This is a genomic window from Ancylobacter sp. 3268 (genome assembly GCF_031456575.1).
Classification (GTDB): Bacteria; Pseudomonadota; Alphaproteobacteria; order Rhizobiales; family Xanthobacteraceae; genus Ancylobacter.
The window spans coordinates 61,555-87,116 of record NZ_JAVDUX010000017.1 but is presented as its reverse complement, the minus strand read 5'-3'; the positions used below and the strand labels follow the sequence as shown (position 1 = coordinate 87,116).

Annotated in this window: 26 protein-coding genes; 14 read left to right on the top strand and 12 right to left on the bottom strand. The window is 69.6% G+C overall.

Annotated elements, in window-relative coordinates; all coding sequences use genetic code 11:
* Positions 1-17: 17 nt before the first annotated feature.
* Positions 18-1,499: an NAD(P)/FAD-dependent oxidoreductase gene (locus J2X65_RS21495; RefSeq protein WP_310205583.1), complete on the bottom strand. Its 1,482-nt coding sequence runs from the start codon at positions 1,497-1,499 to the stop codon at positions 18-20.
* A 163-nt stretch (positions 1,500-1,662) separates the two neighbouring features.
* Here J2X65_RS21495 and J2X65_RS21490 point away from each other — a divergent pair, with 163 nt between their 5' ends.
* The gene (locus J2X65_RS21490) at positions 1,663-1,839 is read left to right on the top strand and encodes a hypothetical protein (protein WP_213365476.1); all 177 of its coding nucleotides are present in this window, start codon (positions 1,663-1,665) and stop codon (positions 1,837-1,839) included.
* Between the two features lie 65 nt (positions 1,840-1,904).
* Here the strand turns inward: J2X65_RS21490 and J2X65_RS21485 are convergent, their stop codons facing one another.
* Positions 1,905-2,531, bottom strand: coding sequence for an FkbM family methyltransferase (locus J2X65_RS21485; RefSeq protein ID WP_310205579.1), 627 nt, complete (start codon positions 2,529-2,531; stop codon positions 1,905-1,907).
* 116 nt (positions 2,532-2,647) lie between these two features.
* Entirely contained in the window at positions 2,648-3,262 is a 615-nt protein-coding gene (locus tag J2X65_RS21480; RefSeq protein WP_310205576.1) for a carbonic anhydrase, read from the bottom strand.
* A gap of 271 nt (positions 3,263-3,533) precedes the next feature.
* Between J2X65_RS21480 and J2X65_RS21475 the strand changes: the two genes are divergently transcribed.
* Complete coding sequence (locus J2X65_RS21475) at positions 3,534-4,448, top strand: MBL fold metallo-hydrolase (RefSeq protein WP_310205573.1); 915 nt, start codon at positions 3,534-3,536, stop codon at positions 4,446-4,448.
* Between the two features lie 15 nt (positions 4,449-4,463).
* Here the strand turns inward: J2X65_RS21475 and J2X65_RS21470 are convergent, their stop codons facing one another.
* Together J2X65_RS21470 and J2X65_RS21465 are read right to left on the bottom strand one after the other, a co-directional pair.
* On the bottom strand, positions 4,464-5,249 hold the full coding sequence (locus J2X65_RS21470) for a DUF1499 domain-containing protein (RefSeq protein WP_310205570.1): 786 nt from the start codon (positions 5,247-5,249) through the stop codon (positions 4,464-4,466).
* 7 nt (positions 5,250-5,256) lie between these two features.
* Positions 5,257-5,964, bottom strand: coding sequence for an HAD family hydrolase (locus J2X65_RS21465; RefSeq protein ID WP_310205566.1), 708 nt, complete (start codon positions 5,962-5,964; stop codon positions 5,257-5,259).
* A gap of 50 nt (positions 5,965-6,014) precedes the next feature.
* Between J2X65_RS21465 and J2X65_RS21460 the strand changes: the two genes are divergently transcribed.
* Complete coding sequence (locus J2X65_RS21460) at positions 6,015-7,595, top strand: extensin family protein (RefSeq protein ID WP_310205564.1); 1,581 nt, start codon at positions 6,015-6,017, stop codon at positions 7,593-7,595.
* Between the two features lie 87 nt (positions 7,596-7,682).
* On the top strand, positions 7,683-9,065 hold the full coding sequence (locus J2X65_RS21455; RefSeq protein WP_310205561.1) for an aminotransferase: 1,383 nt from the start codon (positions 7,683-7,685) through the stop codon (positions 9,063-9,065).
* A gap of 286 nt (positions 9,066-9,351) precedes the next feature.
* On the opposite strand, the gene J2X65_RS21450 is transcribed toward J2X65_RS21455, so the two are convergent.
* Entirely contained in the window at positions 9,352-9,954 is a 603-nt protein-coding gene (locus J2X65_RS21450) for a L,D-transpeptidase (protein WP_404977773.1), read from the bottom strand.
* A gap of 295 nt (positions 9,955-10,249) precedes the next feature.
* Between J2X65_RS21450 and J2X65_RS21445 the strand changes: the two genes are divergently transcribed.
* Together J2X65_RS21445 and J2X65_RS21440 are read left to right on the top strand one after the other, a co-directional pair.
* Positions 10,250-10,477: a hypothetical protein gene (locus J2X65_RS21445; protein ID WP_310205558.1), complete on the top strand. Its 228-nt coding sequence runs from the start codon at positions 10,250-10,252 to the stop codon at positions 10,475-10,477.
* A 155-nt stretch (positions 10,478-10,632) separates the two neighbouring features.
* The gene (locus tag J2X65_RS21440; RefSeq protein ID WP_310205556.1) at positions 10,633-11,604 is read left to right on the top strand and encodes a magnesium transporter CorA family protein; all 972 of its coding nucleotides are present in this window, start codon (positions 10,633-10,635) and stop codon (positions 11,602-11,604) included.
* A 48-nt stretch (positions 11,605-11,652) separates the two neighbouring features.
* On the opposite strand, the gene J2X65_RS21435 is transcribed toward J2X65_RS21440, so the two are convergent.
* Positions 11,653-12,399, bottom strand: a complete 747-nt coding sequence (locus tag J2X65_RS21435) for an SDR family oxidoreductase (protein ID WP_310205554.1) — start codon at positions 12,397-12,399, stop codon at positions 11,653-11,655.
* Between the two features lie 45 nt (positions 12,400-12,444).
* Complete coding sequence (pdxH, locus tag J2X65_RS21430) at positions 12,445-13,086, bottom strand: pyridoxamine 5'-phosphate oxidase (RefSeq protein WP_404977772.1); 642 nt, start codon at positions 13,084-13,086, stop codon at positions 12,445-12,447.
* Positions 13,087-13,207: 121 nt separating this feature from the next.
* Between pdxH and J2X65_RS21425 the strand changes: the two genes are divergently transcribed.
* The 8 genes from J2X65_RS21425 (at position 13,208) to J2X65_RS21390 (ending at position 20,028) form a co-directional block, all read left to right on the top strand.
* Positions 13,208-13,621 (top strand): RT0821/Lpp0805 family surface protein, encoded by a 414-nt coding sequence (locus J2X65_RS21425; RefSeq protein WP_310205551.1) that lies wholly within the window; start codon positions 13,208-13,210, stop codon positions 13,619-13,621.
* Positions 13,622-13,789: 168 nt separating this feature from the next.
* Entirely contained in the window at positions 13,790-14,764 is a 975-nt protein-coding gene (locus J2X65_RS21420; RefSeq protein WP_310205549.1) for a J domain-containing protein, read from the top strand.
* A gap of 158 nt (positions 14,765-14,922) precedes the next feature.
* Entirely contained in the window at positions 14,923-15,720 is a 798-nt protein-coding gene (gene fabI, locus J2X65_RS21415) for an enoyl-ACP reductase FabI (protein WP_310205678.1), read from the top strand.
* Positions 15,721-15,789: 69 nt separating this feature from the next.
* Positions 15,790-16,443, top strand: coding sequence for a hypothetical protein (locus J2X65_RS21410; protein ID WP_310205547.1), 654 nt, complete (start codon positions 15,790-15,792; stop codon positions 16,441-16,443).
* Complete coding sequence (locus J2X65_RS21405; protein ID WP_310205544.1) at positions 16,440-17,030, top strand: histidine phosphatase family protein; 591 nt, start codon at positions 16,440-16,442, stop codon at positions 17,028-17,030. The genes J2X65_RS21410 and J2X65_RS21405 overlap by 4 nt, the downstream gene beginning before the upstream one ends.
* Before the next feature lie 86 nt (positions 17,031-17,116).
* On the top strand, positions 17,117-18,505 hold the full coding sequence (locus J2X65_RS21400; RefSeq protein WP_310205542.1) for a leucyl aminopeptidase family protein: 1,389 nt from the start codon (positions 17,117-17,119) through the stop codon (positions 18,503-18,505).
* 177 nt (positions 18,506-18,682) lie between these two features.
* On the top strand, positions 18,683-19,045 hold the full coding sequence (locus J2X65_RS21395) for a MarR family winged helix-turn-helix transcriptional regulator (RefSeq protein WP_310205539.1): 363 nt from the start codon (positions 18,683-18,685) through the stop codon (positions 19,043-19,045).
* 125 nt (positions 19,046-19,170) lie between these two features.
* A complete protein-coding gene (locus J2X65_RS21390; RefSeq protein WP_310205536.1) occupies positions 19,171-20,028 on the top strand; it encodes an NlpC/P60 family protein in 858 nt (285 codons plus the stop codon).
* 162 nt (positions 20,029-20,190) lie between these two features.
* Here the strand turns inward: J2X65_RS21390 and J2X65_RS21385 are convergent, their stop codons facing one another.
* From J2X65_RS21385 to J2X65_RS21370, 4 genes are all read right to left on the bottom strand, one after another.
* Positions 20,191-21,966 (bottom strand): alkaline phosphatase, encoded by a 1,776-nt coding sequence (locus J2X65_RS21385; protein WP_310205533.1) that lies wholly within the window; start codon positions 21,964-21,966, stop codon positions 20,191-20,193.
* A gap of 97 nt (positions 21,967-22,063) precedes the next feature.
* Positions 22,064-22,717: an NUDIX domain-containing protein gene (locus tag J2X65_RS21380; protein ID WP_310205529.1), complete on the bottom strand. Its 654-nt coding sequence runs from the start codon at positions 22,715-22,717 to the stop codon at positions 22,064-22,066.
* A complete protein-coding gene (locus J2X65_RS21375) occupies positions 22,714-24,375 on the bottom strand; it encodes an ABC transporter ATP-binding protein (RefSeq protein ID WP_310205526.1) in 1,662 nt (553 codons plus the stop codon). The genes J2X65_RS21380 and J2X65_RS21375 overlap by 4 nt, the downstream gene beginning before the upstream one ends.
* Entirely contained in the window at positions 24,372-25,562 is a 1,191-nt protein-coding gene (locus J2X65_RS21370; RefSeq protein WP_310205524.1) for an ABC transporter permease, read from the bottom strand. Before J2X65_RS21370 ends, J2X65_RS21375 begins: the two co-directional genes overlap by 4 nt.

Genomic DNA, 25,562 nt, shown 5'->3' with positions numbered 1-25,562 from the left:
CGCTCCGGTCGCCCACCTCACAATTCCTGGCGTATGCGCGGATTGCCCTCCGGCGCGGCCGCGGCATCGATCTGGCGGGCGGCCCGCAAACCGGATTCGATCGCCCCCTCCACCCAGCCGGTCTTCAAAGTGGTGAAATCGCCGGCGAAGTGGATGCGCCCCTCCGGCCGTGCGCATTCCCCGATCATCCAGCCGCCCCCGAGCGGCGTGCCGCCGAACGAGGCCTTGATCCAGGGCTGCTCGGCCCAGGCGAAGTCGTCCATGAACAACACCTCGTCGAGCAGATCCGGCATGTCGGCCCTGAACTGCTCCACCACAGAACGCGCGCGCTCCGGCTTCGGGCGCGCCATCACCGCCTCGGCATTGGGCCCATTGAGATAGAAGAACAGGCTGCCATGCCCGCCGGGTTCATTGCCGGTGATGTCGATCACCCGCTCCCAGGGCCGGTCGCCGCCGGCCATCGGCCAGCCATAGACGCCGTGGGCGAGCCAGGACGGCGTGCGCGTCTTGACGATGACCTTCACGGTCTTGTCCCATCCCATCTCGGCGAACAGCCGGACCTTGCCGGACGACCAGCCCGGCGTCACACGCACGTCGCCGATCACGCTGAAGGGAATGGTCGAGATCACCGCGTCGCCATGAAACGCCCGCCCGTCCCGCGTCGTCACCCGCACGCTTGGACCATTCTGATCGATCTCGGCGACCGCCGCGCCGAGCACGATCCGATCGAGACCGATGGTCTGCGCCATGGCCACGGGCAGCCGGTTGTTGCCGCCCTGGATGCGGAACAGGTTCTTGTCGCCGAAATGATAGGCCGCCCGGGGCACCATGCCGAGCGCCGGCGAATCGCCGGTGAACGGGCCGGCATGGGCGTTAAGCAGTTTGCAGAAGCCATCCGAGGCGCCGACGCTGCGGATCAGGTCCGACAGCCGCACATTGTCGAGCCGCGCCATGACGTCGGGATCCGGCCAGCGCGCATCCAGCGCCGTATCGGCGTCGAGGCCCACGCGCTCGAGATAGCGGTTCAGCGTCGTCGAGACGCTGACATTGCGCTCGTCCGGCGCCAGCGGCCAGGGCCACGCCGCCAGATGGGCGCCATCGCCGGTCTCGCCATCCACCAGATAGCGGGGCAAACCGTCGTTCAACCCGAGAAGCGGCAGGTTGAACTGCCGCACATAGTGCAGCACATACGGCATGTTGGAGCGGAAATGGCCGCCACCGGCCTCGGTGAACATGCCATCGCCGAGCGGCAGCGACAGCAGCCGGCCGCCGATGCGGTCCTGTGCCTCGATGATGGTGACCTCATGCCCGCGCCGCAGCAGCGACAGCGCCGCCGTCAGCCCGGCCATGCCGGCGCCGAGCACCAGAATCCGCCGCCGCCCCTCGGCGGCGAAGGCGCGGGTGGGGCCGGCGATCGCGGCGGACAACAGGCCGGCCGCGCCGGCGCGCAGCGCGTCGCGGCGCGACATGCCGGATTTGGAAACGGGATCAGAGCTCATCGGCGCCTCGAACTGCGGAAGACTGCCGTTTATCTAGCGGAAAAGGCCTACTGTCCGATGAATCGACGGCATCGGCAGATTTTGCACCGGCAAAGATGCGTGGAGAGCGTCGATTGCCCGCTTGGTTGTTGAACCCCGGCAATCATTGCGCTAGTCCCACTGCATGATTGAAAAGCTCATTGCCCTTCGCACCCGGCTGCTCACCGCCCAGCGCGACCTGATCAGGGTAGCGGCCGAGGCCGGCACGCATCCCTCCGACAATGCGCTGCGAAAGATCGCCGATATCGAGGTGACCATCGGCGCCATCGAAGCCATGATGGAAGACCTGAAGAAGCGCTGAGCGACGCCGCCGCACCAGCACGGCGCTTGCCGGCGCGGACGCCCTACATGCCGCGGGGCACGGGCTCAGGCGTGATAATGGTACATGCTGGTATCGGTCTTCTCGCCCGTATAGCCCCACTGCCGCAGCAATTCGTCCACCGGGCCGATATTGTCGAGCAATTCGATGAGGATATGCGGCCGGAAGCGGCGAATCGTTTCCGCTCCGCCGCGCAGCACCTCGAACTCGGCCCGCTCGACATCGATCTTGATCAGGGAGAGATCCTTCAGGCCGATATCGTCCAGCGCCAGCGTGCTGGCACTGCCAATCACCCTTCCCTCGCCGACGATACTGCCGGCCGAACTCAGGCCGTCCTTGCCGCGGATCGCGATCCGGCGCCCCGACGCCTGGGCAAGGGCGTGAGGGTGCACCACCACCGTGCCGATCTCGTTGAGTTCGAGATTGGCGAGCAGGCGCGGAACGATGAGCGGGCTCGCCTCGAAGGCATGCACCGGTCCGGCCCCGGACCGGGCGGCCAGGATCGAATAGAAGCCGGTATAGGCGCCGGCATCGACCACCGTGCCGCCCCGGCCGGCCAGCTCCGCCCACAGGCGCCGCGAGATCGGCTCGAAGCCCTTGCTGCGCTTCTTCTCCGCCGCAAGGACGTTGTCTTCCTCGGCGATCAGCTTAACGCCGTCGAGCTCTTCAAACATGCCGTCACGCTCCGTGGCAGCCCGCGCGCGAACCGGCACACGGTACCGGCGGGACAGGTCGCCCCCTTATAGCCGCCGGGCGCGCCGGCGGAACCCCCGTGCCGGCCGTCCGAGGATCACGCCGGCCCGAAGGTGCCGTCCGGCCGCAGCCGCTCCAGCACGCCGGTCGCCACGGCGAAATAGAAGCCGTGCAACGCCAGCCGGCCATCGTCGAGCCGCTCCTTCAGCCAGGGAAAGGTCGTAAGGTTCTTCAGCGACACCCGCACGCAGCCATATTCCACCAGGCGGCGCTGCTCGGCCTCGTCATCGGTGAGGTGCCGCGCCGTCTCGCTCGCCGGAGCGGCGATGCGGATCCAGTCCGGCAGGAAATCCTGCGCCATGTCCGGCGCGCCGTCGAGCAACGCCCGCGCGCCGCCGCACAGCGCATGGCCGAGCACGACGATCTGCTTCACCTCCAGTACCTTCACCGCGAACTCGATGGCGGCGCTGGTGCCGTGATGCGCATGGTCGGGCGTCGAATAGGCCGGCACCAGATTGGCGACGTTGCGCACCACGAACAATTCGCCCGGCCCGGCATCGAAGATCATGGTGGGATCGACGCGACTGTCGGAGCAGGCGATCACCAGCGTTTGCGGGCTCTGGCCGCGCAGGGCCAGCTTTTCGAACAGCGCCTTGCGCTCCGGCCATGAGGTGACGCGAAAGCGCCGATAGCCGTCCAACAAATCGTCCATGCCAGATCCTTCCCTCGCGGCCCATCACCCGGAACGGGCCGCCGCGTGGCGAAAATGCCGTCACCGGGCCGTCCCTGACAAGCGGTGGATGACGTCCCGGTGACAAAAGCCCATCTCTTCCCTTGCGGAGCGCGGTCTCCGGCCTCGACGCCCGCCTTCTGCTGGGCTAGGTGCGGGGACGCGCGGCGGGGTCATGGCGGGCCCGCAGGCGAGGCGGCCGCGCCAGGACGGGCGCATCAGTACGACACCGAAACGACGGAACCCGACCGACATGGCCGACGATATCCCCTTCGATCGCGACTTCGCCGCCGTGCCCGGCGTGGCGGAGGAGGTTGCGCCCGGCGTCGTGCGGGTGCTGGCGCCCAATCCCGGCCCGTTCACCTTTACCGGCACCTGCACCTATCTCATCGGCCGCGACGAGGTGATGATTCTCGATCCGGGCCCCGACAGCGCCGCCCATGTCGGCGCGGTGCTGGCGGCGGTCGGCGGCCGGCGGGTCAGCCATATCCTGCTCACCCACACCCATCGCGACCACACCGGCGCGCTCGCGGCGCTGAAGGCCGCCACCGGCGCGCCGGTGGTCGCCGAGGGCCGGCACCGCCCGGCCCGGCCTCTGCACGAAGGCGAGACCAACGTGCTCGACGCCGCCGGCGATCGCGACGTGGTGCCCGATCTCCTCGTCGCCGATGCGCAGGGCATCGCTGGCGACGGCTTTTCCCTCACCGCGCTTGCCACCCCCGGCCACACCGCCAACCACATGGCCTTCGTGCTGGACGGTACCGGCCTCATCTTCGTCGGCGATCACGTAATGGCCTGGGCGACCTCGGTGGTGGCGCCGCCGGACGGCGCGATGGGCGACTACATGGCCTCGCTGCGGCGGCTCGGCGAGCGGCCGGAAGAGCTTTATCTGCCCGGCCATGGCGGCCCGGTACGGCAGGGGCCGGCCTTCGTCGCCCGCTATCTCCGCCATCGCGAGGCGCGCGAAACCGCGATCCTGCGGGCGCTCGCGCGGGGGGCGGCCAGCATCCCGGACATTGTGCGGACGATCTATATCGGCCTCGACCCGCGGCTGTTCGGGGCCGCCGGCCTGTCGACGCTGGCGCATCTGGAGGATCTCGTCGCCCGCGGCGAGGTGGAGACCGACGGCCCGCCGACGCTGTCGGGCCTGTATGGCCGGCGCCCCTGAGGCGTCGCGGGTGCTTCAGCGCCGCCTTTTGCCCTGCCGCTCCGCGAGCTCGGCGAACAGGTCGTCGACGCGCCGGGCATTGGTGCCGAAGTCGCGCGCGGCGTTGCGCGTCACCGAGCGCATGTCGACGCGCGTGCCCTCGGCGGTGCGCCGCACCCTGATGACGATGTCGTCGCGCAACCCCAATGGAAGCCCCCGCGCCACCGCCTCGATGCGGCCGTCGCGCTGGCCGCCGCGCGGCGGCACCGCGTCGACGACGGTCCATTTGCGCCGCGCCACCAGCGCCATGAGGTCGTTGAAGACGTCGTCGGGCGTCGAATCGAAATCGATCGGGCGGATGGCGGGATAGGCATCCTCCTGCGCCGCCACCGCCGCCTCGTCGGGGCCGTCGAGCGAATTGGCGGCGCGCGAGCGCGCCATGGCCAGCGTCGCGAAGGCCGGCGGGTCGTCGAAATCGGTGCTCACCTCGTGCAGCACCGGCAGCCGGGCGCCGAAGGCGGCGAGGCCGGCGGTGGGGGCGATCAGCGCCAGCGCCAGCGCGCTCGCCCCGATCACCCGCCCGAGCCCGCGCAGCCCCTCGTTCCAGATCACCACGAAGGCGGCGAGCGCGAGCAGCAGCGCCAGCGCCGCCAGCGCCATGCCGGCGAGCACTGCATAGAGCGCGCTTGTCAGGTCGAACACCTCGGTGAAATAGCAGGCGACGCCGATGAGCGTGACCGGCAGCGAAAACACGGCGAGGCGCAGGCTCCATACCGCCAGCCGCGACATGCGCTCCTCGACATAGAGCCGCCGCCGGATCATCGCGCCCTCACGCCGGCTCGAGGAACAGCTCGGTCAGCGCCTCGACATCGTCGACGACGAGGTCGGCCTCGCCGGCGAAGGCGTCGATCGGACCCGGCCCGCTGCGCACCAGAATGGACAGCGCGCCCGCCGCCCGCGCGGTCATCAGGTCGTGATGGGTATCGCCCACCAGCGCCACCGCCGAGGTCGGCAGGCCGGTCAGCTCGGCGAAGGCCCGCACCATGCCCGGCAGCGGCTTGGAGCCGTGGCCGGAATCATGGCCATAGATCGCCGCCAGCAGATCGGTGAGCCCGAGAATGTCGGCCTGGATGCGGGCGTTGCGCTCGCTGTCATTGGTGGCGATGCCGAGCGGCAGGCCCAGCCGGGCAAGCCGCGCCAGCGCCGCGCTCGGCCGGCCGAGCGGCGCGAGGTGCGCCTGGCCTTCCTCGATGAACAATTCGTCGATCTCGACGAAGAAGGCTTCGCTGGCCGGGCGGCCGAGCACCTGCGCCCATAACGGGCCGTATTGGCGGGAGGAGCCGGCGATCAGCGGCGAGGTCTGCAGGAACTGCCGACGCTCCGCCACATAGTGGCTCACCTCATGCAGACGCGACAACGCCGCCCCGTCGGTGCCGGCTAGCCGGGCCATCACCCCACCGGCGGCCGGGCCCCAGGTGCGATCGAAATCGATGAGCGTGCCGTCCTTGTCGAACAGAATGGCGCGAACGGCGTTCACGTGGTGTAGACCTCCGGGTGGATCGCGGGGCGAGGGGAGCACCGAATAGCATGAAATCGAGGTGGCTCCCAACCACGCCATGCGGGCCGATTCGCGTTTCGGCCGTGCTGGGCGGGCTGGGTCTCGTGCTCGCCGCCGCTCTCCCGGCGGCACAGGCGCAGCAGGTGGCGCAGACCCAGGAGCTGAAATCGAGCATTGATCGCGCCGGCAGCGCCGCCAGCCAGCAGATCGAGCAATGGCTCGGCGCTCCTGCTCCCAAGCCGGTGCGCAAGCCCCGGACCAAGCCGGCAGCCGGCCCACCCACGGCGTCTGCCGTGCCGCTGCCGCCGCCGCGCCCGGCCGACGAGCATCCCGGCGCCGACGCCGAAGAGCAAGCCGCCGCTCCGGCCGGCGCGATCGCCGAACCGGCTGCCAAGCCCGCCGGCAAACCCGCCGGCAAGCCGGCAGCGCCCGCGCTGTTCGCGGCCCGTCCGGCCCAGCCGGCCGGCCCGGTGAAGGAAGCCGCCGATGAGGAGCCGGCTCTTGCCGAAGCGCCCGGAATCCCGCTGCCGCCCCAGCGTCCGGGACGCACCACGCCGCCCGCCGCCCCGGCTGCGCAGATGCCGCTGCCGCCGGCCCGGCCGCGCCTTGCCGCCGTCACGCCGCCCGCTGGCGGCCACTCCCCGGTCGCCGATGTCGCCTCCGACCCCGAGGATGCCGAAACCGAAGCCGCCAACGTGCCGCTGCCGCCTCCCCGGCCGCAGGGCCGGACCCAGACGGCGATGCTGTCCCCCGCCGACACAGCGGCGCCCGCACCGGCCGGATCGGCCCTCACCCCGCCTCCCGGCCCCCTCGCCGGCTGCCCGGAACTGACCGTCGGCGACCTCGGCACCATCGCGGCCGCCGAGGTGAAAACGTCTCCGGCCTGCCGCATCGAACGCCCAGTCAGCCTCACCGGCATCAAGCTGACGGACGGCCGCCTGATCCCGCTCGAACCGGCGGCGACGCTACGCTGCGACATGGCGGCGGCGGTGGCGCGCTGGGTGCGCGAGGGCGTCGCCCCGGCCGTCGAGACGCTCGGCAGCCCGCTGGCGAGGATCCAGGTTGCCGATTCCTATTCCTGCCGCCCGCGCAACCGGGTCAAGGGAGCGAAGCTCAGCGAGCACGGCTCCGGCAACGCCATGGATACGCGCGGCTACACGCTGATGGACGGGCGCAGCGTGCTGGTCGGCGGCGCCGGCGCGCAGGCGATGCCGCTCGCCTTCCAGGAATTGCTGAAGGCCAGCGCCTGCGCCGATTTCACCACCATTCTCGGCCCGGGGTCGGACGGCTTCCACGAACTGCACCTGCATGTGGACCGTGCCGTCAGACGCAACAATATGGTGCTGTGCCGCTGGGCCATCGGCACCCGGCCACCCGGCACCAGGGCGGAAGCCGCCGGGAGCGAAGCCGACACGCCCGGCAAGACCGGCGCGGAGGGTGCCGAGAGCCCCGCCCCGGGTCCGGACAAATCCCCCGGCAAGCCGTCTGCGGCGTCGCCTTCCCCGTCGCAGCAAACCGAGCCCGGCGACGAGGAGGGTACGGACGCGCCCGAATCGGAGGCACCGGCCACCGGTGCCGGAGCGGCGCGCGCCGGTGGCGGGCGAAAATAGCCGGGCCCGGCTCCGACCAAGGGCGCGCTTCCGGCCCCGGACGGCGCGCATTAGGCTAGCGCCGACTATCGGTCCCCGGAGCACCCCATGCTGACCAATCTTCAGGCTCGCGACGTCGAGACGCTGGTTCATCCCTACACCAACCTCGCCACCCTCCGCGACACCGGCCCGCTGATTCTCGAGCGCGGCCAGGGCGTGTGGGTGCACGATGTCGACGGCAGGCCCTATCTCGAAGGCATGGCCGGGCTGTGGTGCACGGCGCTCGGCTACGGCAATGACGAGCTGGTCGAGGCGGCTGCGGCGCAGATGCGCAGGCTGCCCTTCACCCATATCTTCGGCGGCAAGAGCCACGACCCGGCGATCGAGCTCGCGGAGAAGCTCAAGGAAATGGCGCCGGTGCCGATCTCCAAGGTGTTCTTCACCAATTCCGGCTCCGAGGCCAACGACACCCAGATGAAGCTCGTCTGGTACATGAACAACGCGCTCGGCCGGCCGAACAAGAAGAAGATCATCTCGCGCATGCGCGCCTATCACGGCGTTACCATCGCCTCGGCCTCGCTCACCGGGCTGGCCGGCAACCACAACGATTTCGACCTGCCGATCGCCGGCGTGCGCCACACCACCTGCCCGCATCATTACCGCCTCGCCCTGCCGGGCGAGAGCGAGGAGGACTTCGCCACCCGCCTCGCCGCCGATCTCGAGGCGCTGATCCTCGCCGAGGGGCCGGACACGGTGGCCGCCTTCATCGCCGAGCCGGTGATGGGCGCCGGCGGCGTCATTGTGCCGCCGAAGACCTATTATCCGAAGGTCAAGGCGGTGCTGGACCGCTACGACATCTTCTTCATCGGCGACGAGGTGATCACCGGCTTCGGCCGGCTCGGCACCGCCTTCGGCTCGGAAGCCATGGAGATGCAGCCGGATTCGATCTCCATCGCCAAGGCGCTGTCCTCCGCCTACCAGCCGATCGGCGCGGTGATGATTCCCGAGCGCATGTATGAGGCGCTGCTGGTGGAGAGCCGCAAGCTCGGCTCCTTCGGCCATGGCTTCACCTATTCCGGCCACCCGGTGGCGGCGGCGGTGGCGCTGAAGACCCTGGAGATCTACGACCGCGAAAGCGTGTTCGAGCGGGTGCGGGCGAAGATCCCGCAATTCGATGCCCGCCGCGCCGCGCTGGAGGATCACCCGCTGGTCGGCGAGGCGCGCGGCAAGGGGCTGGTGGCCGGCATCGAGCTGGTCGCCGACAAGAAGACCAAGGCGCAGTTCGATCCCAAGCTCGGCATGGCGGCGAGATGCGTGGCCTTCGCGCAGGAAGAGGGTCTCATCGTGCGCAACGTGTTCGGCGATGCGGTCACCATCTGCCCGCCGCTAGTGATCTCGCCGGCCGAGATCGACGAATTGTTCGACCGCCTGACCCGCGCCCTCGACAGGACGCTCGACTGGGCGGTGCGCGAACAACATCTGGCGGCCTGATCCCCGCCGCCGGCCGCCATGGGACGGTGATTCGCGAGGTCCGTGTCCGCGGGCTCGAGCGAATCACCGCCCTGCCGGCGGCGCACGGTGCCGGCCGGGTCGCGAGCGCCATGGCGGCAAAGTCACGAAGCCGAGCCTCTCCCCTGTTTCGGCATCCAGCTGATTCGGCTGTGACAGGGTCTCCCGGCGCGCCGGGACGGCCTCCGCCGGAGCGGGCCACCGCGCAACGAAAAAGGGCGCCGCCGAAGCTGCGCCCTTTCCGAAATGCCGCTTGCCGCTGTCGCGGTCAGAGCACGACGACCTCGGCCCCCTGCGGAACGCGGGTGTAAAGGTCGATCACGTCCTCGTTCAGCATGCGGATGCAGCCCGAGGAGATCGCCTGGCCGATATATTCCGGCTGGTTGGTGCCGTGGATGCGGAACAGCGTGTCCTTGTTGCCCTGGTAGAGATAGAGCGCGCGCGCACCCATCGGGTTGTGCGGGCCGGGGCCGACAAAGTCCGGCACGCCGGCGATGCGCTGCTTGATCTCCGGGGTGGGCACCCACTGCGGCCACTCGGCCTTGCGCCCCACCTTGGCCTCGCCCTTGAAGGCCAGGCCTTCCTCGCCGACGGTCACGCCGTAGCGTATCGCCTTGCCGTCGTTCTCGACCAGATAGAGAAACTTCTTGTCGGTATCGACCACGATCGTGCCGGGCTTCTCGGCGCCGGTATAGTCGACGATGTGCCGCTGGTACATGTCCGGCGGAAGCACCTTCTGATACGGCGCCTTCGCCAGCAATTGCTTATCGCGGGGCGTCAGGGAAGCTTCCGGCGCCGGCGCCTTCACCGAATTACTGCAAGCACCCAAGCTAAGCGCGATGAGCACCACGCTCATCCCCCGCAATTTCATTTTCGAGTTCTCCGAAATCACTTGCCGCAGCGGCACGCATTACGCGCCGCATCCTGTATTCGGGATAGCCGAACTTCGCTTCGCCTTGAAGAGGCCATGCGAGGGTCACATGTCGGTCGCGCGCGACTGTTGCCAAAAGGCCGCAGCTGGATTGCAACGATTCAAATAGTTAACCAAAACGGCGACAAAATCCATGCGCACCTATCGACTCGCCGCGAATTGCTTAATTCTGACGCAGTCGCCGCCCAATTCTTTGGCAGTCGAACCCGTCACGGGCGATGCATAGGAGGATAAAATGTCGGCCGAGGACAGCCGGGATCTCGAACCCGGTCGCGGGCGCTGGGAGCGTTCGCAGCAAAGCGCCCATTGGCGCGAAATCGGAATATCCGCCGTCGCCGCGGCAGCGCGCTACGCCGCTGCGCCCCAGCCGCCGCTGGCCCCGCCCGGTCGCAATGTCGCTCCATCCGAGCCGGCCGAGCCCAAGGTCGTCACGCTTCGGGACATCGAGTTCTTCGCGGCCTGACCTTTACGGTCACCTCGACCGGTTGCCGCCCCTCCCTTTCCCTTCGCCGAGATCCTGACCGCGACCCGCATCGGGGCGTGTGTCCCGACGCGCCGGTGGTTGTTGCCGCCGGCCGGAGGGAGTAAGGCTGGCCTGCACGCGGGCGGGGAGACACCATGATTCACGCCTATTGCCTGCGCGATGGCGCGCTCAGGCTCATCGAGGTGCCGGTCGGCGGCGACATGCCCGCCGACGCGGTCTGGATCGACCTGTTCGCCCCCACCCCGACGGAAGACCGTTTCGTCGAGGCCGCGCTCGGCATCGCCATTCCCACCCATGAGGAGATGGCGGAGATCGAGCCCTCGAGCCGCCTCAGGGTGGAGAACGAGGCGCAATACATGACGGGCTCGCTGGTGCTGGGCAGCGAGGGCGAGCGGCCCGGCCTGTCCGAAGTCACCTTCATCCTGTTCCGCAGCCGGCTCCTCACCGTGCGCTATGGCGAGTTCAAGGCCTTCAGCCTGGTCGTCGGCCAGCTGGAGCGGGGTTGTCCGGAAGGGCTGCGCGGCGACCAGATCTTCATGTCGCTGCTCGACGCCATCGTCGACCGCAGCGCCGACATCATCGAGCGGGTGGCGGCGGATATCGACCTGATCTCCCGCCGCATCTTCGAGCGCGACAACGGCCAGGGCAGCCAGCGCCACCGGGCGATCCTGCGGCAGATCGGCCGCAAGGGCGACCTCGCGTCGAAGGCGCGCGAGAGCCTGGTCTCCATGGCGCGCATCGTCACCTTCCTCATCGCCGAGGGCGAGGCGCGCAAACCCGGCAAGGAGCAGCGCGCGGCGCTCAAGAGCCTGCAGCGCGACATTTCCTCGCTGACCAATCACGTGTCCTATCTCGGCGACAAGATCACCTTCCTGCTCGATGCCACGCTCGGCATGGTGTCGATCGAGCAGAACAACATCATCAAGATCTTCGCGGTGCTGTCGGTGGTGTTCATGCCGCCGACGCTGATCGCCTCGATCTACGGCATGAACTTCCAGTACATGCCCGAGCTCGCCGACCACTGGGGCTATCCGGTGGCCCTGCTCGCCATGCTCGCCGCCGCCATCGGCCCCTACTTTTTCTTCAAGTGGAAGCGCTGGCTGTAGCGCGCCGGCGGCGGCGCGGGGCCGGGGCCGGGGCCGGCCCCGCCGGGGTCAGACGTGCTGGCCGCCATTGATGTGGATTTCCGCCCCGTTCAGGTAGGACGAGGTATCGGTGCACAGCACATAGATGATCTTCGCCACCTCGTCGGGGGTGCCGAGCCGCTGCATCGGAATCTGCTCGACGATCTTCTCGGTGCCCGGCGACAGGATCGAGGTGTCGATCTCGCCGGGGGCGATGGCGTTCACCCGCACGCCCAGCCGGCCGAAATCGGCCGCCATCTCGCGCGTCAGCCCGACCAGCGCCGCCTTCGAGGTCGCATAGGCGGCCCCGGCGAAGGGATGCACCCGCGAGCCGGCAATGGAGGTGACGTTCACCACCGCGCCATGGGTGCGCTTCAGCTCTTCCAGCAGCCCGCGCGCAAGCAGGATCGGAGCGAAGAAGTTCACCTGGAACACCTTGCGCCAGGTCTCCTCCGGCGTATCGATGGTGCCGAGCCGCGCCCCGCCCTGCCCCTTGGGCGAGATGCCGGCATTGTTGACGAGGGCGTGGAGCTGGCCGTCCGGCAACCGGCTCTTGATCTCCTCGACGGCGCGGCGGGTATCGGCCTCGTCGCCGAGGTCGACCTGGATATGGTCCTCTGGCCCCATCTCCCACGGGCAATTCTCCGGGAAGGCGTGGCGCGAACAGGTGATGACCCGCCACCCGGCCGCCGAGAATCGCTTCACGGTGGCATGGCCGATCCCGCGCGAGGCGCCGGTCAGCAAAAGGGTGCGGCGGGGCTGGTTGGTGCCCGACATGATGAACCTTGTCTGGTGGATCGCGTGTTGGGAGACAGGTCTAGCTCAAGGATAGAGGCGTGTCTTGATCCATGACAGGCCTTCGCCGCCGCCCGGCCCCTCCTCCGGCCGGCGGAACACGATGCGATCGTGCAGCCGGAACGGCCGGTCGTGCCAGAACTCGATCTGCACGGGCTTGATGCGGAAGCCGGTCCAGTGCGCCGGGCGCGGCACGCTGCCGAGCGCATATTGCGCCGTCACCTTGGCGATCGCCGTCTCCAGCGCGAAGCGCCCCTCGAGCGGACGCGATTGCTGGCTCGCCCAGGCGCCGATCTGCGAGAGTCGCGGGCGGGTGGCGAAATAGGCGTCGGCCTCGGCGTCGCTCACCTGCTCCACCGGGCCGCGCAGCCGGATCTGCCGGCGCAGCGACTTCCAGTGGAACACCGCCGCCGCCTTCGGGGTGGCGGCGATCTCCTGCCCCTTGGCACTGCCGGTATTGGTGAAGAACACGAAGCCGCGGGTGTCGCGGGCGTTGAGCAGCACCATGCGCACGTCCGGCAGGCCATCCGCATCGACGGTGGCGAGCGCCATGGCGTGCGGATCGTTCGGCTCGCTCGCCTGCGCCTCGGCGAACCACGCCTCGAACAGGGCAAAGGGCTCGTCGGCCGCGGTAAAATCACCGGCTGTTAACGGTTCTTGCGTATTCATGGCTTCATCAGTGGCGCAGGACCGGGGGCGGCCCATGGTGACAGCTATCGGGCGGGCAGCGGCGGCGGACGACATGTTCGGCCGTCGCCTCCCATATAGTCGGCGGTGGGCATCCCGCCCAGTGCTTTTCCGTCTCCTCGCCTTGCTCCCTTCGGCGGCCCTCGCCGGCTGCGGTGCGCTGGCGCCGGGGCTCGACGGCACCGTCACCGGATCGATCGCCCCTGCCCCGGCGCCGGTCTCGACCAGCGAGCCGGTGCCGAACGGCGTGACGCCGGACGACTGGATCGCCGCCCGCCGGGCGCTGGCCGAGGCGCTCGCCGCCCGCGATGCCGCCCCGAGCGTGCCGTGGGAGAACTCCGCCACCGCGACGCGCGGCACTGTCACGCCGATCGCCGGCAAGGACGACGGCAAGTGCCGCAGCTTCCTCGTCAGCTTCGTGCGGGCGGACAATGAGGACTGGCTGCAGGGCGAGGCCTGCCGCACCGCCTCGCGCGGCTGGCGCATCGGCCAGGCGCGGATGCTGGAACGCGGCTGACCCGCCGGCCGACGGGGCCGTCGCGGCAGCGGGAACCGGCGGGAAGCAATGGTTTCGCGCGGATTAACGCGGATATCCGCGTCAAGGGCGCGCGAGGCCGTTGCATCGGCGCAACACCGGCTCCATATGAGGGCGTAAGCCCGGAACCGCCGGCCGAGAAGACCATCCATGCGCGATCCCTATGACATCCTTGGCGTCGCCCGCAGCGCCGACCAAACCGAGATCAAGCGTGCCTTCAGGCGCCTCGCCAAGAAGCTGCACCCCGATGCCAACGCCTCCGATCCGAAGGCGCAGGACAAGTTCGCCGAACTGAACGGCGCCTATGAGATCCTGTCCGACACCGAGAAGCGCGGCCAGTTCGACCGCGGCGAGATCGACGCCGAGGGCAAGCCCCGCGGCTTCGAAGGCTTCGGCGGCGGAGGCGGAGGCTTCCGGCGCGGCGGCTTCCGCCGCGCGGCCGACGACGACAGCATCTTCGAGAGCTTTTCCTTCGGCCAGGGCGGCCCGGCGGGCGGCGGGCGCGCCGGCATGCATGACGCCGGCGGCTTCGACGACGTCATCTCCGATATTCTCGGCGGCATGGGCCGCGGCGGCCGCTCCGGCCGGCGCGGCTCGTCGGCCGGCTTCGAGCCGCCGCGCGGCAGCGACATCGACATCCGCCTGCCGGTGCCGCTGGAAACCGCGGTGGCCGGCGGCCCGGTCAAGGTGACGCTGCCCGATGGCCGCTCGGTCGAGGTCAAGATTCCGCCGCGCACCGTCGAAGGCTTCCGTATGCGCCTCAAGGGCCAGGGCGAGCCCAGCGCCTTTGGCGGCACGCCGGGCGACGCCTATGTGGTGGTCGCCTATGCCCCGCACCGCCAGTTCCGCGTCGACGGCGCCGATCTGCGCATCGACGTGCCGGTGCCGCTGGCCGAGGCGGTGCTCGGCGGCAAGGTGCGGGTGGCCACGCTCACCGGCTCGGTCGAGCTGAACGTGCCGGCCTGGACCAGTTCGGGACGCACGTTCCGCCTGCGCGGCAAGGGGCTGCCGGTCGGCGAGACCGGCGATGGCGACATCCTCGCCACGCTGCGCATCATGCTGCCGGAGAAGCCGGACCCGGAACTCGAGGCGCTGATGCGCCGCTATGCCGACAAGGAAGGCTGAACAGGCGGGGGGTGGCCGCGCCGCGGGCAGACCCGCCCTGCTTCCGGCTCGCTTGAGCACTCCCCGCCGCTGTGCGATAGGAACCTCTCGCCGCACGGCGTTGAATTGGGTTTACGGAGCAGGGCGTGACGGAGCAAGGCAGAGTGTCGGCCGGTTTGATGAGCGGCAAGCGCGGCCTGGTGATGGGGGTGGCCAATAACCGCTCCATTGCCTGGGGCATTGCGAAGGCTGCGCATATGCAGGGGGCGAAGCTCGCCTTTACCTATCAGGGCGAGCCGCTGAGGAAGCGCGTTGAGCCGCTCGCCGCCGAACTCGACGCCGCCCTCGTCGGCCATTGCGACGTCACCGATCCGGCGACCATCGACGCGGTGTTCGCCGAGACCGAGCGCCAGCTCGGCGGCCTCGATTTTCTGGTCCACGCGATCGCCTTTTCCGACAAGAACGAGCTCGACGGCCGCTATGTCGACACCTCGGCGGAGAATTTCAGCAAGACCATGCTGATCTCCTGCTACAGCTTCACCGCCGTCGCCCAGCGCGCCGAGAAGCTGATGACCAACGGCGGCTCGATGCTGACGCTCACCTATTACGGCGCCGAGAAATGGATGCCCCACTACAACGTGATGGGCGTCGCCAAGGCCGCGCTGGAGGCCAGCGTGCGCTACCTCGCCGCCGATCTCGGCCCGAAGAACATCCGCGTCAACGCCATCTCCGCCGGCCCGATCAAGACACTGGCCGCCTCCGGCATCGGCGACTTCCGCTACATCCTGAAGTGGAACGAGCTGAACGCGCCGCTGCGCCGCACCGTCACCATCGACGAGGTCGGAGATACCGGCATGTACCTGCTGTCCGATCTCGGTCGCGCCGTCACCGGCGAGATTCATCATGTCGATGCCGGCTACCATGTGGTGGGCATGAAGAATCCAGAGGCGCCGGACCTGACGCTCGAGCGCGACTGACGCCGAACGGCTTCCGGCACCAAGCGGCTTCCGGCACCAAGCGGCTTCCAGGACCAACAGGAGACGGCGATGATGAAGGCTCCCGGCGGCAGACAAGGCAGCATGCGCCGCACCCTCGGCGGTACTCTCCGCCTCGCCGTGGCCGCCCTGCTGCTTGCGGGCATCGCCCCGGCGGCCCTGCCGGCCTCGGCCGAGACCGCCATCACCGTCTATCCCCCGCCGGGCTCCGGCCTGCCGCCGGACTGGGCGACGCCGGGCTCGCCGAACCAGGACAGCGGCCTGCCGCCCAGCTTCCAGCAATACCCGTTCTGGAACCGCATTTTCGGCGGCGGCGGCGCCATTTTCCCCGGCTACACGTCGCCCACCAGCAATGACAGCAGCTATCAGCGCCTCGCGCTGCTCACCGGCGGCGGCTCCGGCCGCGTCGTGTTCGCCGCCGGCATGGCCGATACGCTCTGCCAGCCGGCCGACGCGCCGACCATCAGCATCCTCAGCGCCCCGCGGGGCGTGAACCTCACCACCGATTACGGCGCCTTCACCGCTACCGGCAACGATGCGGGCTCGACCTATTGCCGCGGCCGCGACATTCGCGGCACCCGTGTCGTGCTGGCCGGCCGGCCGCCGCGCGGCGGCGGCAGCGTGACGGTCCGCGTCGCCTGGCCGCGCGTCGGCCGCAATGGCGGCACCAGCTACACGCACACTGTGTCTCTCCCGTCGCGATGAGCAAGCGGCGCATCTTCCTCGTCCGCCACGGCGAGACCGACTGGAACCTCGCCGGCCGCCTGCAGGGCGGCCACGACATACCGCTCAACGATCTCGGACGTGAGCAGGCCGCGGGCCTCGCCCGCGTCATCGAGCGGCTGGCCGGCAACGTGGCGCCCCTGGACTATATCGCCAGCCCGCTGTCCCGCACCGCCCAGACCATGGCGATCCTGCGCGCCGAGCTCGGGCTGTCGCCCGACGATTTCCGCCGCGACCCGCGGCTCAAGGAAATCTCGTTCGGCCGCTGGGAAGGCCATACCTGGACCGAGCTGCGCCGGCGCGATCCGCAATCGGTCGCCGATCACCGCGCCGATCCGTGGCGCTACCGCCCGCCGGGCGGCGAAAGCTATTCGGATCTCTCGGTGCGGGTATTGGCGGCGATCGCCGACATCGCCCGCGACGCCGTGGTCGTCACCCATGGCGGCGTGGTGCGGGCGATGCTGCACGCCCTCGCCGGCATGCCGGCGCAGGAGGCCGTGTTCCTGCCGGTGCGGCAGGGCGCGGTCTATCTCATCGAGGATGGTGCCTTCGAGCTCGCCGTCGCCTGACCGCCGGCGGCGCGGGCTTCGGGGACATGCCGTCGCGACCGCAAGGCCGGAAGCCGGAGACCGAGGAAGAGAAGTTTGAGGAAGACATGCCGCAGGACGCCCACACCGTGCTGATCCGTGCCGAAGCCGCCGACCACCCGCGCCCGATCTGGTGCGTCACCGCTCAGGATTGGCGCAAGGCCGCCGGCGAATTGCCGCCGATCGCCGTTGCCTTCGCCGAGGCGTCGGGCTTCCGCGCCGAGCCGGGCAAGGTGCTGGTGGTTCCGGATTCCGCCGGCGCCATCGCCGGCGTGCTGTTCGGCGCCGAGGCGACCCCGCGCGATCCGCTGGCCTTCGGCAAGCTCGCCACCACGCTGCCGGCCGGCGACTATCGGCTGGCGAGCGGCGCACCCGATCCGCGGCTGGCCGCCCTCGCCTTCGCGCTCGGCTCCTACCGTTTCGAGCGCTACCGCAGCCGCAATGCCCCGCGCCCGCGCCTCGTCGTCCCCGAGGGCGTCGACGAGGCGGCGCTGATCCGCACCGTCGAGGCGGTGTCGCTCGCCCGCGATCTCGTCAACACGCCGGCCAACGACATGGGGCCGGCGGAGCTCGAAGCCGCCGCCCGCGCGCTCGCCGCCCGCCACGGCGCTGCCATCGAGGTCACCGCAGGCGACGATCTGCTCGCCGCCAATCTGCCGATGATCCACGCCGTGGGCCGCGCCAGCCCGCGCCGCCCGCGCCTCATCGATCTCGCCTGGGGCGGGGCCGATGCCCCCAAGGTGACGCTGGTCGGCAAGGGCGTCTGTTTCGACACCGGCGGCCTCGACATCAAGCCGTCGAGCGGCATGCTGCTGATGAAGAAGGATATGGGCGGCGCCGCCAGCGCGCTGGGCCTCGCGCACATGATCATGGCGCGCCAGCTGCCCGTCCGCCTGCGGGTGCTGATCCCGGCGGTGGAGAACGCCATTGATGGCTCCGCCTTCCGCCCCGGCGACATATTGCGCTCGCGCAAGGGCCTGTCGGTGGAGATCGGCAACACCGACGCCGAAGGGCGGCTGGTTCTGGCCGATGCGCTGTCCCTCGCCGATGAGGAGGCGCCGGAGCTGATGATCGACTTCGCGACGCTCACCGGCGCCGCCCGCGTCGCCCTCGGTCCGCAGCTCCCCCCGGCCTATACCGATGACGAGGGGCTGGCCGCCGACCTCGCCCGCCACGCGGCAGGCGAAGCCGATCCGCTGTGGCGCCTGCCGCTGTGGCAGCCCTATGCCGGTCTGCTCGACAGCCCGATCGCCGACCTCAACAACGCTCCCGGCAGCGGCTTTGCCGGCTCCATCACCGCGGCGCTGTTCCTCCAGCGCTTCGTCGAGCGCGCCAGCGCCTGGCTGCATCTCGACATCTATGCCTGGAACCCGTCCTCCCGTCCCGCCCGGCCGGAAGGCGGCGAGGCGCAGACGATCCGCGCCCTCGATGCGCTGCTCGCCGAGCGCTACGGCTGACGCCGAGGTCTCATGGTGGCCGGACACCGGCCGCCCTCGACCCGCACGGCCCGTCCGGAAACGCGAAAGTGATGACGCGTTAAGCCTTTGCGCAAGGTTTCCTTGCCGTTCCGCCGCCGGAGTGCGAGAACAATCCGTCGCCGTAACGATTGCGGCCGGCCGGGCGGAGGCGGAGGAATGGCGGTCGAGATGCGCGCCTCGCAGGCGCTGCGCCTGCTGCACGAGCTGGCGCTGGCGCAGGTGCGCGACCAGGTGCGCGACGAGGCGCCGGACCTTTCCCAGCGCCAGCTCGCCATCCTGCTCAGCGTCTATCTGGAGAGTCCGCCGCATACGGTGCGCGGCCTCGCCGCCCGCCTCGGCGTCACCAAGCCGGTGATCACCCGCGCCCTCGACACGCTGGGCGCCCGCAAGCTGCTGTCGCGGCGACGCGACGACGCCGACCGGCGCAACGTCATCGTCCAGCGCACCGTCGAAGGCGCGCTCTATCTCGAACGGCTCGGCGACCTCGTGGTCGCCACCGCCCGCTCCTTGCCGCGCTAGAACCTGATGAATCCGCCTCGCTTGCCGATCGGGCGGCGCCAGCCGGGCGCAAGGCGGCCCGACGCCGTGCTTGCATCCCGCCGCCGGCCGGCGCATCTGAAGTGGCTTCCCGCTCATCACGGCTCATGCGCATGAACGCCCTCGATCCCCGCCTCACCCCCGCCCGCCCCGATCTCGCCGCCGCGCATCTGCGCGGCGCGGTGGAAGCCGCTGATTATGTCGAGGGCACGCCGCACCGCGTGGTGCGCGAGCGCGCCGGCATCACCCGCGCTCCCGATCCGATGGGGTCGCTCACCACCGAGGCGCTGTTCGGCGAGACGGTCACCGTCTACGAGGCGACCGAGGAAGGCTGGGCCTGGGTGCAGCTCGACGCCGATGGCTATGTCGGCTGGATGGCGCTGGAAGCGCTGGCCCCGCCCGGGGCACCGGCGACCCACAAGGTAGCGGCGCTGCGGACCCCGGTGTTCCCAGGCCCCAGCATCAAGCTGCCGCCCACCGCCCTGCTCTCCTTCGGCGCGCGGCTCTCCATCGCTGGCGCCCGCGACCGCTTCCTGGTGACGGCGGAGGGCGGCTACGTCTTCGCCGATCATCTCGCCCCGCTCGACCGCTTCGAGGCCGATCCGGTCGATGTCGCCGCCCGCTTCCTCGGCGCCGCCTATCTGTGGGGCGGGCGCTCCAGCCTCGGCCTCGACTGCTCGGGGCTGGTGCAGGCGGCGCTCACCGCCTGCGGCATGGCCTGTCCGCGCGACAGCGACATGCAGGAAGCCACGCTCGGCCGCGACATCGGCTTCGCCGGCGACCTTGCCAGCCTGCGGCGCGGCGATCTGGTGTTCTGGCCCGGCCATGTCGGCATCGTCGAGAATGGCGAGACGCTGCTGCACGCCACCGCGCATTTCATGTCGGTGGTGCGGGAGCCGCTCGACGCCGCCCTCGCCCGCATCGAGGCGGCGAGCGCGCCGGTACGCACGGTGAAGCGGCTCTAAAGGATCGGCCGCCTCGCCCGATCGCCATCGCCGCTTGCCGCTGCGCCGGCGAGAGGATGGCGCGCCAGCGCCACCCGCCGTCGCCCGAAACGAAACCGGCCCGCACGAGGCGGGCCGGGCATCGTCACGTCCATCGGCCGCGGGGACAGCCCCCGCGCGGCCTCACTGCGCGGCGGCGCGCTTGCTCGGCGCGCCGAGCGCCAGCGCGTCGGCGATCACGCGATAGACGTCGCTCTCTTCCATATAGCCCTTGAACTCTTCCGAGCCCGGGCCGGTCGCCTGCAGCACGATGTCGTCGACCGCATGCACGCCGCTGTCACCGTCGCGCGGGATGTTGCCGAGGCGCAGCACCGCGCCGGGAACGTCCTTGTACTGCTCGTTGGCGATGTACTGCTTGTCGGCGTTCTGCACCGCCGGCGTGAACGGGCCGTCGAGCTTGGGACGGAAGGTCTCGTAATAGTCCGGGAAGTTGTTGGAGAACATGGCGAGGCGCTTGGTGACGTCGACGCGGTCGGGGAAGCCGTCGCCGTTCGCATCCTCATAGTTGGGGAAGCCGGCGTCGGCATAGGTGCCGACCTTCTCGCGCATCTCGGTGCCCGGCTTGGTGTCGTCAATGGTGCCGATCACCGAGAAGCCGTGGGTGTGGTCGCCGGTGACCACCAGCAGGGTGTCGGGATGCGACTTCATGAACTCGCGCGCAACGCCCACCGCCTGGTCGAACTCGATGGTGTCCAGCACCGCGCGGTCCCAGTCGAGCGGATGCGACATCTTGTCGATCAGCGCGCCCTCGACCATCAGCACGAAGCCGTCCGGGTTCTTCGACAGCGCGTCGAGCGCGGTGCGCGTCATGTCGACAAGGCCGGGCTGGTCGGGGAACTTGCCGACCGTGCCCTTCTTCAGCTGGTTGCGGTCGAGCCAGGTGTCCATGTTGCCGGGGTGGAACACGCCGAAGATCTTGCCGGAGTTGGACTTCGAGGCGGCGTCCAGCTCGGCCTTGGTGGTGGCGATCTGGTAGCCGTCGGCCTTGAACATCTCGACGAAGTTCTTGTCGTCCTTGCGCTTCGAGCCGGGGGTCGACTTCGGGATGAAGTAGGCGCCGCCGCCGCCGAGCACCACGTCCGGGCGGACGTCGTAGATCATCTGCGCGATCTCGGGCTTGTCGGCGCGCCGGCGCGTATGGGCGACCACCGCCGCCGGGGTGGCGTCCTGCAGTTCGGCGGTGGAGACGATGCCGAGCGCCTTGTTGCCGGTGCGGCGCACCGCCTCGCCGAGCACCTCGACCTTCGGGTCGTCGAAGCTGTCCTTGGTGCGGTCCGCATAGACGCCGATGGCGTTCACCGCCGTCTTGTGGCCGGTCATGTAGGCCGACATGGAGTTGGCGCTGTCCACCGCGATCGAATCGGTCGAGGAGGTGCCGATGAAAGCCATGCGGTCCATATGGTCCATGTTGAGCTTGCCGTTGGCTTTGCCTTCGGTGTTGCCCTTGGACATGATGCGGGCGGCGGTGCGGTGCGCCACCGACATGCCGTCGCCGAGGAAGAAGATCACATTCTTGACCTTGGGCTGCGCCGGGGTGCCGTAGACCTCCCAGGTCACGGCCTTGGTCTTGCCGCCGGCGCTGGCCTCGACCTTGTAGCTGCCGGGAGCGGCAATGGTCACGCCGCGCAGCACCACCGCCGACGCCTCGACGCCCGGCTCCTTCTCGACGAAGGTCACGTCCTTGCCGAGGAGCTTCTTATAGTCCTCGCCATTGATGGTGATCTTCACCTCTTCCGGCTTCACGACGCCGTCGAACTCCACCTTGAAGTCGAAAGGCGAGCCTTGCAAAATCGTCGCGCGGTCGATAGGATATATTGTATCATTGGCGAAGGCCGCACCGGACAGCACGGTGCTGGACAGAAGGGCGAGGCTGGCGGCAGCCAGCAAGGTCTTGCGCATGAAGGGTCTCCGCTTCAGACATGCGGCGCGGCCGCGGATCGGAAGAACCCTCTAGGCAGCTTCAATGTCACGCCGGTGACAGTAGCGGACGCCGGCGTTATTTTGCCGGCATATGTTCGGCGGCGAAAGCCTCCGCCCGCGCACGGTTGAGCGCGAACCATTGCAGCGCCGCCAGCACGAAAACATTGCCGATCAGCCCCGGCGCCGGCGCGGCCAGCGCCGCCACCGCCTCCTCGACCGGGAGCAGGAATGGCTTTGTGTGCTCGGCCTCGCCCGGCTCCCCGGCCTCTTCCGGTACGGCGGCGGCATCGACCAGCGCGAGGAACAGGTCGGCATGCTCGTCGGTGACGCCCGGCGTCGGCATGAAGCTCAGCATCGGCAGCAGCGCCGCCGGCGCGACGCCGAGCTCTTCATGGCACTCCCGCCGTGCCGCGGCCTCGGCGGTCTCGCCCGCCTCGATCCGTCCGGCGGCAATCTCCACCAGTTCGCCGCGCCCGGTCGCCAGATGCGCGGGCAGGCGGAACTGGCGGATCAGCGCGAACACGCCGGCGACCGGGTCCCAGGCCAGCACCCCCGCCACCGGCCCGACCCGCAAAATGTCGCGCACCTGCGTCAGCGATGCGCCGCCAGCGCCGGGCAGCGTCACGGTGAAACGCTCATACGGCCGGAAGCCGTCGCCGATGGCGCCCGGGCCTTCCAGCGTCACCGCCACCGCCCGGTCGCCGAGCGGCGCGGACCGCGCACGGCTCACGCCGGAGCCCCGCTGGCGCCCGCCGCCCCCGGCGCCTCCTCCAGATGGAAGGCGGCGGCGAACAGCGCCCGCGTATAGGGCGTCTTCGGGTCGGCGAACATCGGCCCCGCCTCGCCCTGCTCCACCACCTCGCCATGGCGCATGACGATCAGCCGCGAGGCGAGCGCCGCCACCACCTTGAGGTCGTGGCTGATGAACAGGTAGGTCAGCCCCCGCCGCTCCTGCAGCTCGCGCAGCAGGTCGACGATCTGCGCCTGCACGATCATGTCGAGGGCGCTGGTCGGCTCGTCCAGCACCACGAAGGTCGGCTCCAGCACGATGGCGCGGGCGATGGCGACGCGCTGGCGCTGGCCGCCGGAAAATTCGTGCGGGTAGCGGTGCCGGCTCGCCGGATCGAGGCCGACATCGCCGAGCGCCTCCACCACCCGGGCGTCGCGCTCGTCGGCGGAAAGCTCCGGCCGGTGCACCCGCAACCCCTCACCGATGATGTCGGCGATCGACATGCGCGGGGAGAGCGAGCCGAACGGGTCCTGGAACACGATCTGCATGTCGTGGCGATGGGCCCGCATGTCCTTGAAGCCCAGCGTATCGATCTGGGAACCCATAAACACGATCGGCCCGTCGGAGGAGATCAGCCGCAGCAAGGCCAATCCCAGCGTGGTCTTGCCCGAGCCGCTCTCGCCGACCACGCCCAGCGTCTCGCCCTTGCGGATGGCGACCGAGACCCCGTTCACCGCCTTGACGTGGCCGATGGTCTTGCGCAGCAGCCCGGCCTTGATCGGGAACCACACCTTGAGGTCCTTCGCCTCCATGATCAACTCGGCGTCGGGCTGCGCCGCTGCCGGCGTGCCCGAAGGCTGGGCGGCGATCAGCTGGCGGGTATAGGGATGCCGGGGGGCATCGAACACCTCGCCCACCGTCCCCTCCTCGACGATCTTGCCCTTGTTCATCACGCAGATGCGGTCGGCGATGCGTCGGACGATGCCGAGATCATGGGTGATGAACAGCAGCGTCATGCCCAGCCGCGCCTGCAGCTGCTTCAGCAGCGCGAGGATCTGCGCCTGCACGGTGACGTCGAGCGCGGTGGTCGGCTCGTCGGCGATCAGGAGCTTCGGCTCGTTGGCCAGCGCCATGGCGATCATCACCCGCTGGCGCTGCCCGCCGGAGAGCTGGTGCGGATAGGAGCCGAGCCGCGTCTCCGGCTCGGATATGCCGACCTCGGTCAGCAGCTCGATCACCCGCCGGCGCGCCGCCGCACCGGCAATCCCGCGATGCAGGGAGAGGATCTCGGCGATCTGCTGCTCCACCGTGTGCAGCGGGTTGAGCGAGGTCATCGGCTCCTGGAACACCATGGTGATGTCGTTGCCGCGCACCTTGCGCAGCTGCCGCTCGCTCATCGCCAGCAGGTCCTGGCCCTCGAACATCACCCGGCCGGAGGGGTGCGAGGCGGCGGGATACTGCAGCAGCTTGAGGATCGACAGCGCGGTCACCGATTTGCCGGAGCCGCTCTCGCCGACCAGCGCCAGCGTCTCGCCGCGCTTGAGCTGGAACGACACATGGTCGACCGCCACCGCCGCGGCACCGCCCTCGCGCGCGAAGGCGACGGAGAGATCCTCGACGGCGAGCAGGGGGGCGTCGGAGGCGGACGTCGCGCTCATGTGAAGGTCTTCCGCGGGTCGAAGGCGTCGCGCACCGCTTCGCCGATGAAGATCAGCAGGCTGAGCATGAAGGCGACGGTGAAGAAGCCGGTCAGCCCCAGCCACGGCGCCTGCACGTTCGACTTGCCCTGCGCCAGCAGCTCGCCGAGCGAGGGCGAGCCGGGCGGCAGGCCGAAGCCGAGGAAGTCGAGCGCGGTCAGCGTCATCACCGAGGAGGAGACGATGAACGGCATCATGGTCAGCGTCGCCACCATAGCGTTGGGCAGCATATGCCGCCACATGATCACGCCGTTCGACACCCCGAGCGCCCGCGCCGCCTGCACATATTCGAAGTTGCGCGCCCGCAGGAACTCGGCGCGCACGAGGCCGACCAGCGCCACCCAGGAGAACAGCAGCAGGATGCCGAGCAGGATCCAGAAGCCCGGCGCCAGAATCGAGGAGATGATCAACAGGAGGTACAGCGCCGGGATCGCCGTCCAGATTTCGATGAAACGCTGGAACAGCAGGTCGGTCCAGCCGCCGAAATAGCCCTGCACCGCGCCGGCCGCCACCCCGATCACCGAGGAGATGATGGTGAGGATCAGCCCGAACAGCACCGAGATCCGGAAGCCGTAGATCAGCCGGGCCAGCACGTCGCGGCCCTGGTCGTCGGTGCCGAGCCAGTTCCATTCCAGCGCGCCGCAGCCGCCGGTGCGGCCGAGCTTTTCCACCACCGGCGCGCATTGCGCCTCGGTGAGCATCCAGGTCGGCGGCGAGGGTGCCGGGGTGGGCAGATCGAGATTATGGGTGGAGTAGGAGTAGCGGATCGGCGGCCACACCATGAAGCCGCCGCTGTCGGCGATCAGCTTCTGCAGATAGGGGTCGCGATAATCCGCCTCGGTCTCGAAATCGCCGCCAAAGGCGGTCTCGGGATAGGCCTTGAAGGCGGGGAAATAATAGCCGCCGTCATATTCGACCAGGAACGGCTTGTCGTTGGCGATGAACTCGGCGCCGAGGCTCATCACGAACAGCGCCATGAACAGCCAGAAGCTCCAGAATCCGCGCCGGTTGCGCCGGAAATTGGCCAGCCGCCGCTGGTTGATCGGCGACAGCCGCGACCGTCCGGCAGCCGGCGCGGCGGGTGCCGCCCCGGTGGTCGGCGGCAGGAGGGGCTGGGAGGTCGAGGCGTGAGGTGTCGAGGCGTCCAT

Coding starts and splice junctions, on each gene's coding strand:
- J2X65_RS21485 (WP_310205579.1), bottom strand. CDS start 2,531: ATGTTTGAAGAGCTCGACGGCGTTAAGCTGATCGCCGAGGAAGACAAC.
- J2X65_RS21445 (WP_310205558.1), top strand. CDS start 10,250: ATGTCGGCCGAGGACAGCCGGGATCTCGAACCCGGTCGCGGGCGCTGG.
- J2X65_RS21460 (WP_310205564.1), top strand. CDS start 6,015: ATGAAATCGAGGTGGCTCCCAACCACGCCATGCGGGCCGATTCGCGTT.
- J2X65_RS21400 (WP_310205542.1), top strand. CDS start 17,117: ATGCCGCAGGACGCCCACACCGTGCTGATCCGTGCCGAAGCCGCCGAC.
- J2X65_RS21370 (WP_310205524.1), bottom strand. CDS start 25,562: ATGGACGCCTCGACACCTCACGCCTCGACCTCCCAGCCCCTCCTGCCG.
- J2X65_RS21495 (WP_310205583.1), bottom strand. CDS start 1,499: ATGAGCTCTGATCCCGTTTCCAAATCCGGCATGTCGCGCCGCGACGCG.
- J2X65_RS21470 (WP_310205570.1), bottom strand. CDS start 5,249: ATGATCCGGCGGCGGCTCTATGTCGAGGAGCGCATGTCGCGGCTGGCG.
- J2X65_RS21390 (WP_310205536.1), top strand. CDS start 19,171: ATGCGCATGAACGCCCTCGATCCCCGCCTCACCCCCGCCCGCCCCGAT.
- J2X65_RS21395 (WP_310205539.1), top strand. CDS start 18,683: ATGGCGGTCGAGATGCGCGCCTCGCAGGCGCTGCGCCTGCTGCACGAG.
- J2X65_RS21450 (WP_404977773.1), bottom strand. CDS start 9,954: ATGAAATTGCGGGGGATGAGCGTGGTGCTCATCGCGCTTAGCTTGGGT.
- J2X65_RS21375 (WP_310205526.1), bottom strand. CDS start 24,375: ATGAGCGCGACGTCCGCCTCCGACGCCCCCCTGCTCGCCGTCGAGGAT.
- J2X65_RS21420 (WP_310205549.1), top strand. CDS start 13,790: ATGCGCGATCCCTATGACATCCTTGGCGTCGCCCGCAGCGCCGACCAA.
- J2X65_RS21410 (WP_310205547.1), top strand. CDS start 15,790: ATGATGAAGGCTCCCGGCGGCAGACAAGGCAGCATGCGCCGCACCCTC.
- J2X65_RS21385 (WP_310205533.1), bottom strand. CDS start 21,966: ATGCGCAAGACCTTGCTGGCTGCCGCCAGCCTCGCCCTTCTGTCCAGC.
- pdxH (WP_404977772.1), bottom strand. CDS start 13,086: ATGAATACGCAAGAACCGTTAACAGCCGGTGATTTTACCGCGGCCGAC.
- J2X65_RS21435 (WP_310205554.1), bottom strand. CDS start 12,399: ATGTCGGGCACCAACCAGCCCCGCCGCACCCTTTTGCTGACCGGCGCC.
- J2X65_RS21440 (WP_310205556.1), top strand. CDS start 10,633: ATGATTCACGCCTATTGCCTGCGCGATGGCGCGCTCAGGCTCATCGAG.
- J2X65_RS21490 (WP_213365476.1), top strand. CDS start 1,663: ATGATTGAAAAGCTCATTGCCCTTCGCACCCGGCTGCTCACCGCCCAG.
- J2X65_RS21475 (WP_310205573.1), top strand. CDS start 3,534: ATGGCCGACGATATCCCCTTCGATCGCGACTTCGCCGCCGTGCCCGGC.
- J2X65_RS21480 (WP_310205576.1), bottom strand. CDS start 3,262: ATGGACGATTTGTTGGACGGCTATCGGCGCTTTCGCGTCACCTCATGG.
- J2X65_RS21455 (WP_310205561.1), top strand. CDS start 7,683: ATGCTGACCAATCTTCAGGCTCGCGACGTCGAGACGCTGGTTCATCCC.
- J2X65_RS21405 (WP_310205544.1), top strand. CDS start 16,440: ATGAGCAAGCGGCGCATCTTCCTCGTCCGCCACGGCGAGACCGACTGG.
- fabI (WP_310205678.1), top strand. CDS start 14,923: ATGAGCGGCAAGCGCGGCCTGGTGATGGGGGTGGCCAATAACCGCTCC.